The sequence below is a fragment of the Streptomyces sp. McG3 genome (assembly GCF_018619185.1).
GTDB lineage: Bacteria > Actinomycetota > Actinomycetes > Streptomycetales > Streptomycetaceae > Streptomyces.
On record NZ_JAAXYC010000322.1, the window covers coordinates 1 to 8,496 of the forward strand.

General features: G+C 70.5%; 10 protein-coding genes and 1 pseudogene. 8 read left to right on the plus strand and 3 right to left on the minus strand.

Going from position 1 to position 8,496, the window contains the following annotated elements:
- Positions 1-355, minus strand: a 355-nt coding sequence (locus tag HET64_RS32760) for a DUF5134 domain-containing protein (RefSeq protein WP_215110787.1), incomplete at its 3' end; no start/stop codon positions are given.
- A 250-nt stretch (positions 356-605) separates the two neighbouring features.
- On the opposite strand from HET64_RS32760, the gene HET64_RS32765 reads away from it, so the two are divergent.
- Entirely contained in the window at positions 606-1,181 is a 576-nt protein-coding gene (locus HET64_RS32765) for a GNAT family N-acetyltransferase (RefSeq protein ID WP_215110788.1), read from the plus strand.
- A gap of 12 nt (positions 1,182-1,193) precedes the next feature.
- On the opposite strand, the gene HET64_RS32770 is transcribed toward HET64_RS32765, so the two are convergent.
- A complete protein-coding gene (locus HET64_RS32770) occupies positions 1,194-1,844 on the minus strand; it encodes a glycerophosphodiester phosphodiesterase family protein (RefSeq protein ID WP_215110795.1) in 651 nt (216 codons plus the stop codon).
- 342 nt (positions 1,845-2,186) lie between these two features.
- Here HET64_RS32770 and HET64_RS32775 point away from each other — a divergent pair, with 342 nt between their 5' ends.
- The 4 genes from HET64_RS32775 to HET64_RS32790 all read left to right on the plus strand — a co-directional run bounded on the left by HET64_RS32775 (position 2,187) and on the right by HET64_RS32790 (position 6,112).
- The gene (locus HET64_RS32775) at positions 2,187-3,584 is read left to right on the plus strand and encodes a DUF6421 family protein (protein WP_215110789.1); all 1,398 of its coding nucleotides are present in this window, start codon (positions 2,187-2,189) and stop codon (positions 3,582-3,584) included.
- 26 nt (positions 3,585-3,610) lie between these two features.
- Positions 3,611-4,378 carry an SDR family NAD(P)-dependent oxidoreductase gene (locus HET64_RS32780; RefSeq protein ID WP_215110790.1) on the plus strand — a complete coding sequence of 256 codons (768 nt, stop codon included), beginning with the start codon at positions 3,611-3,613 and terminating at the stop codon, positions 4,376-4,378.
- Positions 4,375-5,436: a low specificity L-threonine aldolase gene (locus HET64_RS32785; RefSeq protein ID WP_215110796.1), complete on the plus strand. Its 1,062-nt coding sequence runs from the start codon at positions 4,375-4,377 to the stop codon at positions 5,434-5,436. Before HET64_RS32780 ends, HET64_RS32785 begins: the two co-directional genes overlap by 4 nt.
- 76 nt (positions 5,437-5,512) lie before the next feature.
- Positions 5,513-6,112: a transglutaminase family protein gene (locus HET64_RS32790; protein WP_215110791.1), complete on the plus strand. Its 600-nt coding sequence runs from the start codon at positions 5,513-5,515 to the stop codon at positions 6,110-6,112.
- Positions 6,113-6,198: 86 nt separating this feature from the next.
- Here the strand turns inward: HET64_RS32790 and HET64_RS32795 are convergent, their stop codons facing one another.
- Complete coding sequence (locus tag HET64_RS32795; protein ID WP_215110792.1) at positions 6,199-6,921, minus strand: 1-acyl-sn-glycerol-3-phosphate acyltransferase; 723 nt, start codon at positions 6,919-6,921, stop codon at positions 6,199-6,201.
- 230 nt (positions 6,922-7,151) lie between these two features.
- Here HET64_RS32795 and HET64_RS32800 point away from each other — a divergent pair, with 230 nt between their 5' ends.
- The 3 genes and pseudogenes from HET64_RS32800 to HET64_RS32810 all read left to right on the plus strand — a co-directional run.
- A complete protein-coding gene (locus HET64_RS32800; RefSeq protein ID WP_215110793.1) occupies positions 7,152-7,478 on the plus strand; it encodes a thioredoxin family protein in 327 nt (108 codons plus the stop codon).
- Between the two features lie 197 nt (positions 7,479-7,675).
- Positions 7,676-8,185, plus strand: a complete 510-nt coding sequence (locus HET64_RS32805) for a flavin reductase family protein (protein WP_215110794.1) — start codon at positions 7,676-7,678, stop codon at positions 8,183-8,185.
- A gap of 196 nt (positions 8,186-8,381) precedes the next feature.
- A pseudogene (locus HET64_RS32810) lies at positions 8,382-8,496 on the plus strand (electron transfer flavoprotein subunit beta); the annotation flags it as partial.

The window sequence follows — 8,496 nt, forward strand, 5'->3', positions numbered from 1 at the left end:
CGGCATGCCCGCCCCCGCCGCTCCCCGTGACCCCGGGGGCCATCGCCACGGCCATGTAGACCATGGCCAGCGAGCCGACGAGATGGTGCAGATGGTGGCCGCCGCGCAGGGCGGGCCACAGCGCCCGCAGCGCGGCCGCGCCGAACAGCACCGCGTACACCGCCCAGGCCCAGTCCGGGGGCGACAGCACCGCCGCCGGAACGGCCATCGCCGCCATACCGAAACCCATGAGCGCCTCCGAGTGTGCGGTGCGGCGCTCCTGCGGCGTTCCCGCGCGGGTGCGCAGCAGGCAGTACGCGCCGCTCACCGCGCACAACGCCATCAGCAGCCAGCCGGTCAGGGCCCCTCCGTGCACGGCGCGCCTCCCCCCGGTCGGACGTACGGCACTGTTGCGGGTCGTCCCATCGATGCCCGGGGGGCCGACGCCGAATCCGGCGCACGGGGGTGTGAAGGAGGTGCGCCGGGGCCCGCCGGGGGCGCTTCGGGTCGCGTTACTCTCGACCGCACGTACGACGGCGGAGACCGCGACCGTGTGTACGGCGGCAGGGAAACGCGTACGGCAGCACAGAAGTGCCTACGGCAGCAGAGAAACGGAGCACCCCACCATGGACACCGCCACGCCCCCCGACGCGGCCCGGCTGACCTTCCGCGACGCGACCGAGGACGACGTACCGGCGCTGGTGACCCTCATCGAGTCCGCCTACCGAGGTGACTCCAGCCGTACCGGCTGGACCACCGAGGCCGACATCCTCCAAGGGCAGCGGACCGACGAACAGGGTGTGCGCGAGGTCCTCGACGCTCCGGCGGGCCGGCTCCTCGCCGTCGAGCGCGACGGCGGACTCGTCGCCTGCTGCCAGCTCGAACACCGGGGCGACGCGGCCTACTTCGGCATGTTCGCGGTGCGGCCGGGACTTCAGGGCGGCGGACTCGGCAAGCTGATCATCGCCGAGGCGGAGCGCACCGTCAGGGAGAGCTGGGGCGTCGGCGAGATGCACATGACGGTGATCTCGGTGCGCGAGGACCTGATCGCCTGGTACGAGCGCCGGGGCTACCGCCGTACGGGACAGCTCACCCCGTTCCCGTACGGCGACGAGCGCTTCGGGATCCCCCAGCGCGACGACCTGGCCTTTGAACTGCTCGTCAAGAACCTTGAGGTGAGCGACGCCGGGGCGGGCGCATGAGGACGCCCGCGCTCAGGCGGTGAAGCGCCCGGCGCGGCGGATCTCGGGGAAGTCGGTCGTCGCGCCGTCCAGGCCCAGCGCCCGTGCGAGGCGCAGGTGGTCCTGGGTGTTCACCACCCAGCCGATCACCTTCACGCCCTCGGAGTGAGCCTGTTCCACGATCTCCAGGGTGAGGCGGCGGATGTTCAGGGCGAGTGTCGCCGCGCCCGCCGCCTTCGCCCGGTCCACCACGTCCGCGCCCCAGCGGCTGGCGATCAGGGCCGTGCGCACGCCCGGCACCAGCCGCGCGATCTCGGTGACGGCCTCGTCGTGGAACGAGGACACCTCCACCCGGCCGGCGAGATCGCGCTCCCGGATCACGTCCGCCAGCGCGCGGGCCGCCGCCACGTCCTTGATCTCCGCCTGGAGCGGGGAGGAGACGGCCTCCAGCACCTCCTCGAAGACGGGGATCCGCTCGCCCTGTCCGGCGTCGAGTTCGCGCAGCTCCGCCAGGGTCCTGGCCGAGATCGGTCCGGTCCCGTCCGTGGTGCGGTCGACGTCCACGTCGTGCATCACGACGAGCGCGCCGTCCTTGCTGAGATGGAGATCCAGCTCGATGGCGTCCATTCCGGACGCCTCGGCGCGGACGAAGGAGCGCAGGGTGTTCTCGGGCTCGACGCCCATCACTCCGCGATGACCCAGGGTGAGAAATGACAAGGCGACCTCGTTTCCGTCGGCGGCGGTCCGTCGACTGCTCCTGCCCGCGCGGAGGTGCGGCAAGCGGAGGTACGGCAATGCGGCACTGGGGAGGGTAGCGGCCGGGGCCCGCGATGTCCCCCGCTGTGCGGACCCGGTCGCCCGCGCCCGGGAGCCGCTGGGCGAACTGCGCGCCTACCCGGGATACGACAGGAAAAACAGCGGTGACCATGGGGGGTACGCAGGATAATTTTCGGGCCCCGACTTGTCGGGAGGAACCCCGCACGGCTACGGTGAAAGCACGCGAGGTTCTCCCGTGGAGGAAGTGTTATGACGGAAATTCTTGTGCACGACGCCACCGACGGCGCGATAGTTACGGCCCAGCGAGTGGTCGAGCACCCGGCCTGGCCTGTGCTCAAGGATGCCGTCGAGGAGATCCGCCCCTGGCAGTCCAAGGACGGATCCATCGACTTCGAGGCCGAGGGCGCCCCGTCCCCGGCCGTGGTCGAACGGGTCCTCGACCGGGTGACCGGAGCGGTCGAGGAGCTCTCCCCGCTCCTCCCGCACGACGCCGCCTACCACCGCGCGCTCGTCACCGACCTGCGCCGCTGGGCCGCCGACGGCTTCCGCGTCCCCGACTTCCTGGACTCGCTGCTGGCCTTCCAGCCCGCGAAGGACCGGACCGACGGTCTCCAGCACCTCGTCGTGTTCGCGATGTACACGCAGAACGGCAACCCCGACCGCAACCTCGAAGCGGTCGTGCTGAGGATGGTCTGGCCCGACTGGCTCGCCGACCTGGAGGCGAACCGCTACGACAACCCGCTCTTCTGCGGCATCACCTTCGAGGACTTCACCGCCGGCTACGACACCCACTCCGCGGTGCTCTTCCCGGAGACCATCGCCGTGCGCGAGGCCCCCGAGCGCTTCAGCTGGGGCGGCATCTTCTGCGACCGCGAGGCCGCCCGCTTCCGCCGCGTCACCGAGGCCTCCGTTGATCTGCTCGGCCTGGAGCTGCCCGACGACATCCGCGAGATGATCGGCGACCAGCAGCGCTGCGAGCAGGCGTTCGTCCTGTGGGACATGGTCCACGACCGCACCCACAGCCACGGCGACCTGCCGTTCGACCCGTTCATGATCAAGCAGCGCCAGCCGTTCTGGATGTACGGCCTGGAGGAGCTGCGCTGCGACCTCACCGCCTTCAAGGAGGCCGTGAAACTGGAGTCCGAGGGCAACCCCCACGGCCGTGACGTGCAGTACGCGGTGCTCTTCGACCGGCTGTTCCGCTTCCCGGTCTCCGGCGAGCGCGTCCGCAACTACGACGGCCTCGGCGGCCAGCTGCTCTTCGCGTACCTCCACAAGCACGACGTCGTCCGCTGGACCGACAACACCCTGAAGATCGACTGGGACCGTGCCCCGGAGGTCACCAACCAGCTCTGCGGCGAGATCGAGCAGCTCTACCGCGACGGCATCGACCGCCCGAAGCTGGTCCACTGGTTCGCCGCGTACGACCTCGTGTCCACCTACCTCGCCCCGCACCCGGGATCCCGCTGGGCCAAGGGTCCCGACGCCCTGGACCTCACACTTCCTCCTCGCAAGCTCGTCGACGACGTGCTTCCGGACGAGTTTCCCCTGAGCATGTTCTATGAGGCGCTCGCCAAGAAGCTGAAGCGCGTGATTGCCTCTGCCAAGGGAATCACCGCGGCGAACGACGAGCGGGCAGCCGCGTGAACCATTCTCCCGAGGAGGCGGTGGCCATGAACGCAAACGGCACGGGCGAGGGGACCGGTGTGCTCGAAGGAGCCGTCGTCGCGGTCGCCGGAGCGGCCGGCCCCGCCGGCCGGGCGACACTGCTGCGGCTCGCCGAGGCGGGCGCGACGGTCGTCGGGTGCGACGCGAACCCCGAACGGCTCGCCGAGGCGGTGGACGCCGCCCGGTACGCCCACGGGGGCGCGACCGTCACCGGCGAGACCGTCGATCTGCTCGACCTCGACGCCACCCGGGACTGGGCCAAGCGCACCGAGGCGGAGTTCGGCCGCATCGACGGCCTGGTCCACCTCGTCGGCGGCTGGCGCGGCAGTCCGTCGTTCCAGGAGACCGTGCTCTCCGACTGGGACGCCCTGGAGAAGCTGCTCATCCGCACCGTCCAGTCGACCTCGCTGGCCTTCCAGGAGGCCCTTGAGCGCAGCGACCGGGGCCGCTATCTCCTGATCAGCGCCGCCGGAGCCGGCAAGCCCACCGCGGGCAACGCCGCCTACTCCTCCGCCAAGGCCGCCGCCGAGGCGTGGACCCTCGCGCTCGGCGACGCCTTCCGCAAGGCGGGGGGCGAGGACGGTCCCGCGGCCGCTGCTGCGATCCTGGTGGTCAAGGCACTGGTGAACGACGCCATGCGCGCCGAGCGCCCGAATGCGAAGTTCGCGGGCTTCACCGACGTCAGGGAGCTGGCCGAGGCCATCGCCGGCGTCTGGGACAAGCCCGCCCCCGAAGTGAACGGAAAGCGCCTGTGGCTGACCCCGCAAACGTGAGGACCGACGCGCGACGTCACCACGACCCGCAGGTACGCGGCTTCGCCAGTGACAACTACGCCGGCGCGCACCCGGAGGTCCTCGCGGCCATCGCCCTCGCCAACGGCGGCCACCAGGTCGCCTACGGCGAGGACGACTACACCGGCCACCTCCAGCGCGTCATGCACAGCCACTTCGGCGCCACCGCCGAGGCCTTCCCGGTCTTCAACGGCACGGGCGCCAACGTGGTCGCCCTCCAGGCGCTCACCGACCGCTGGGGCGCCGTCATCTGCGCCGAGTCCGCGCACATCAACGTGGACGAGGGCGGCGCGCCCGAGCGGATGGGCGGGCTGAAGCTCCTCGGCGTGCCCACACCGGACGGCAAGCTCACCCCGGAGCTCATCGACCGGCAGGCGTACGGCTGGGACGACGAGCACCGGGCCATGCCGCAGGTCGTCTCGATCACCCAGAACACCGAGCTGGGCACCGTCTACACCCCCGACGAGATCCGCGCCATCTGTGACCACGCCCACGAGCGCGGCATGAAGGTGCACCTCGACGGGGCCCGGATAGCCAACGCCGCCGCCTCGCTGGACGTGCCGATGCGGACGTTCACCAACACGGTCGGCGTCGATGTGCTGTCCTTCGGCGGCACGAAGAACGGCGCGCTCTTCGGTGAGGCCGTCGTCGTGCTGAACCCGGACGCGGTCCGGGCGATGAAGCACCTGCGCAAGCTCTCCATGCAACTCGCCTCCAAGATGCGCTTCGTCTCCGTCCAGCTGGAGGCGCTGCTCGCCAGGGACCTGTGGCTGCGCAACGCCCGGCACGCCAACGCCATGGCCCAGCGGCTCGCCGAGGGCGTCCGGGCGATCGACGGGGTGGAGATCCTCTACCCGGTCCAGGCCAACGCCGTGTTCGCCCGGCTGCCGCACGCGGTCAGCGAGCGGCTCCAGAAGCGCTTCCGCTTCTACTTCTGGGACGAGGCGGCCGGGGATGTCCGCTGGATGTGCGCGTTCGACACCGGCGAGGACGACGTCGACGCCTTCCTCCAGGCGCTCAAGGAAGAGATGGCGCGCTAGCGCGCATCCTGCATGAATATGCGGCCGACCGGAAATTGATGGACTTCCGGCCGGCCGCTTCGTACGCTCTCCGGTCATGGAGCTGATGCAGCAGTCCCCGGACATCGACGTGTATCTGGCAGCCGACGAGGTCATCGACCACGAGCACCCTCGGGTCGGCGAGACGGCGACCCGCCTCGCGCTCGACGCCGACACCGCATACACATACGCGCGGGCCGCTTTCGAGTTCGTCCGCGACACCATTCCGCACTCCGCCGACTCGGGCGACCCGCGCGTCGTGTGGCGCGCCTCCGACGTACTCGCCGCCCGTACCGGCATCTGCTACGCCAAGTCGATCGCGCTCACGGCTCTGCTGCGGGCCCGCGGCATTCCGGCCGGCCTCTGCTACCAGCGTCTGGTCGGCGAGGACGGTGCGACCCCGGTGATCCACGGCCTGGTCGCGTTGCGGATCCCCGGGCCCGCGGGGTGGGCGCGGGTGGATCCGCGGGGCAACAAGCCGGGCGTCGACGCGCAGTTCTCGCTGGAGGAGGAGCGACTGGCCTGGGTGGCGCGCGAAGAGCTCGACGAACTCGACTATCCGGTGATTCATGCCGCACCGCCCGAGGTGATCCTCCATGCGCTGAGGAGCGCCCGGGACCGCTCGGAGCTGTTGCGGAACCTCCCCACGGCCCTCTGAACGCGGCCCCCGCGCAACGCCGTCCTCCTGCTGGAGGGCCTCGCGTCCCTGGCGAACGGCGGGCTCGACGCCGTGGGGCGGGGCCGTCAGCCGAGCTCGCGCACCTCGGCGGGCGTCGGAGCCGTACCGCCGAGGTGGGCCGGCACCCACCAGGTGTCGCTCGCGTCCTTCGGGCGCACCGGGTAGGCCCGCTGCGCCGCCTCCAGCAGCTCCTGCACCCGCTCCCGCAGCCGCCGGGTGATGGCGCCGGCGTACTGGTCGGAGGGCGCCTCCATGGGCTCGCCGACGCGGATGGTGATCGGGATGTGGCTGCGCTGGAAGTTGCGCGGCCGCCCCTTCGTCCAGATCCGCTGCGTGCCCCAGAGCGCCATCGGGATCAGCGGGACCCCGGCCTCCTGGGCGAGGCGCGCGGCACCCGACTTGAAGCTCTTCAGGGTGAAGGACTGCGAGATCGTGGCCTCGGGGAACACTCCGACGATCTCGCCGGAACGCAGCGACCGAAGCGCGTGCGCGTACGCGTCCTCGCCCTGGTTGCGGTCGACCGGGATGTGCTTCATCCCCCGCATCAGCGGACCGGAGATCTTGTGCCGGAAGACCGATTCCTTCGCCATGAACCGCACCAGCCGCTTCTGCGGCAGGGCGCCCAGCCCGGTGAAGATGAAGTCGAGATAACTGATGTGGTTGCTGACCAGCACCGCACCACCGGTCTTCGGGATGTGCTCCGAACCCTGAGTGTCGATCTTCAGGTCGAGCGCCTTGAACAGGGTGCGAGCGGCGCCGACGACCGGTCGATAGACGAGTTCTGCCATCTGGAGAAGACCCTTCTTCAGCGCCTGGGGAGGGTTCTCCCGGCGGAAGTTACGCAGCCGTAGGTTTTCGGCATTGTGGCGATGGTGCCCCATGCGGGAGCCGCTGGCCAGTCCCGGCGGACGCGGGGCGCGAGATTCTCGTCACGTGCGCGTGCCCCGGGAGCTGCGGGAATGTCCGGGCGGCGGCCGGTGCTGACCCCTTACGAAGGGCTCTGATCAGGAGGCAACAAGTGGATCGCCGGACACCCGGACAGCGACTCGACGCATCCCAACTCGGCGCGGAACTCGGGAAACGCGCAACGCTCGTCCAGTTCTCCAGCGCCTTCTGCCAGCCCTGCCGGGCGACCCGACGCACCCTCGGCGAGGTGGCCGGGATGATCGACGGGGTCGCGCATATCGAGGTCGACGCCGAGGCCCGTCTCGCGCTGGTGCGACAGCTGGACATCACGAGGACGCCGACCGTCCTGGTGCTCGACGCCGAGGGCGAGGTGGTCCGCCGGGCGTCCGGCCAGCCCCGCACCGTCGACGTCGTCGCGGCGCTGGGGCACGCCATATGACGGACCGTGACGCATCTCCCACATGCCGGAACGCCCTTGACTGCGCCCGCTCCGCATCGTCAGTCTGACGTTATGCCGCCAGAACTCCTTCTTTACGGCCGGGTCCATGTGGACCTCGCACGCCATGCGAGTGCGCGTTGTCCGGGTGCCTGAGCACCCACGGACCCGTACGCCACTTCCGCAGAAGGAACACGTCCATGACGGCAACGCCCGATCTCGCCCCTGCCCCGACGGTCGCCACCCCCGAACTCTTCCGCTCGGTCTTCCGCCGCCACGCCGCGGGTGTGGCCGTGATCACCGCCGCGGGGGAGCGCCCGGTCGGCTTCACCGCCACCTCGCTGACCTCCGTCGCCGCCGAACCCCCGCTGATCTCCTTCGGCATCGGTACGTCCTCCTCCAGTTGGCCCGTGCTCTCCGAGGCCGCCCATGTCGGCGTTCACATACTCGGCGAGGACCAGCGGGAGCTGGCCGCGACGTTCGCCCGCACGGGAGCCGACCGCTTCGGCCCGTCGACCGAGTGGAGCAGCGGCCCCGAAGGCGTTCCGCTGCTCGCAGGCGTGTCCGCCTGGCTCGTCTGCCGCGTCGTGACCCGTGTCCCGGCCGGGGACCACCGCATCGTCATCGCCGAAGCGGTGGCGGGCGCGCCCGCCGGAGCCGGTCGCCCGCTGGTCTACCACCAGGGACGGTTCACGGCTCTGCGAGACTGAAGGCACGCACGCACAGGCCCGCCGCGTTGGCAAGGTCACAGTGCGCGGCGCTTGCCCAGGGGTAACAGGCTGGGTGTACTGGCGAGTAATATCGGCCTCGGAGCCTCGGTCGTCCTGACCGGATCCGGCCCGACAAGGCGCCTATGCTGCGTGCAACAAGGCAGCCCGGAAATGACGATGCAGTAGGAGAGCCGGCGTGAGCTTGAGGATCGTTGTCTGTGTGAAGTACGTGCCCGACGCGACCGGTGACCGGCGTTTCGCCGATGACCTGACGCTGGACCGTGAGGATGTCGACGGTCTGTTGTCGGAGC